This window comes from Bacillus sp. GMs2/2 (assembly GCF_050172095.1).
Classification (GTDB): Bacteria; Bacillota; Bacilli; order Bacillales; family Bacillaceae_G; genus Bacillus_A; species Bacillus_A cereus.
The window spans coordinates 1-1,300 of sequence record NZ_JBNLYE010000686.1; the positions used below are offsets into that span (position 1 = coordinate 1).

Here is a 1,300-nt window from a genome sequence, read left to right on the forward strand (position 1 = left end):
ATTAAATAAAGTGTTAGATAAATTTGAGTCAATAGATCCCCCTACAGAGTATGTAAATCAACAAAAGGATTTTGAAAAAGCAATTGGTTATTTTAGAGAGTCTTTTTCTTTAATAAATGAAGTATTCACCCGAAAAGAAAAAAGAGAAAAAGGCGATAAGACTGATAGAGAGTTAATGGAGAAATCCGAAAAGTTAGTGAAAGAAGGAGATATTTACTGGCTTAAGGCATTCAAAGATCTTGAAGGGGATATTAAAATCGGTGACGGTACAGTATCTGTGAAAGATTTGAAAGAGTTAGATAAGAAAGCTGGAATTAATACGGATAACGTTATGAAGAATGTGAAAGATGGTACGGAATTAATCGGTAATTGGGGATTCAAAGGAACAGACGGTTTCATTATGTCACTTATTCTAAAAGGTGATAAGACATTTGAAACGTATGGTAAAGGTGAGTATCCAAATAAAAAGAATTATATTGAAGGCACTTGGGAATATGATAAGGAAGCTTTTACAATCTATTTACATCTCAATAAACGTTTAGTAGACGGTGTAGAAGATACAATTCAAAAAAAGAAAATAGCATATAAAGTTCAAGATTATGATGGGGAAAACTTGCAATTATTTAATGAGACGTCATTTCATACAATTAAGTATGTGAAGCAAAGTTAAAGTTATGTAGGACTAGGTTTAAATGGCCTAGTCCTTCATTAAAGTGCGAGTATGTAAAGAATATGTTATCTTTCGTTCTGTTTACTTAATATCATGTTATTCTTTAATAGAGTAATAAATGGAGTTTTGCATTAAATATATGAGGTTGGTTACAAATGATAAAGAAATTTACTAGATTCGTATTAATAGTGGTTATCCCAATCAGTCTTATTACAGGTTGTGGGACTGCTGAAAAAACTGAAGCACAAAAGCCGAAAGTGGTACAAACGGAGAAAAAGGACTATATGGATTACTCATATGGTAGCAAAGGTATATTAGTAAGTGGCAAAGCGAAAGAACGGCAACAATACGAGATTGGATATATGGATGATAATAAATTAATTGGGATTGATGAAAATATTGAAGACTGCATTATTTTAGATAATAAAGATGAAGCAGGTCTCATTTGGAAACAAATAGAGCGAGGATCTATTATTGAAGTGCAATACGGTAAGGATCGCAATGATATCGTAGGCGTGCAATTCGTAGGAGATCGTGAGTCATATGAAATTAGTGATAAGTTTGATCGGAATACGATAAATGAGATTGTTGAAAACGTTAAAGGGAATTTGTAATAGATGTATTTCGATA

The 1,300-nt window shown here is 32.0% G+C and carries 2 protein-coding genes; both read left to right on the forward strand.

The window, feature by feature from the left end; genetic code table 11:
- Positions 1-670: DUF3994 domain-containing protein (locus ACQGS6_RS28690; RefSeq protein WP_426966042.1), on the forward strand; the 670-nt coding region annotated here is incomplete at its 5' end.
- A 155-nt stretch (positions 671-825) separates the two neighbouring features.
- Entirely contained in the window at positions 826-1,284 is a 459-nt protein-coding gene (locus ACQGS6_RS28695) for a hypothetical protein (protein WP_000591626.1), read from the forward strand.
- The last annotated feature ends 16 nt before the right edge of the window (positions 1,285-1,300 follow it).

Excerpts from the sequence above, each read along its gene's own strand:
- ACQGS6_RS28695 (WP_000591626.1), top strand. The coding sequence starts at position 826 with ATGATAAAGAAATTTACTAGATTCGTATTAATAGTGGTTATCCCAATC.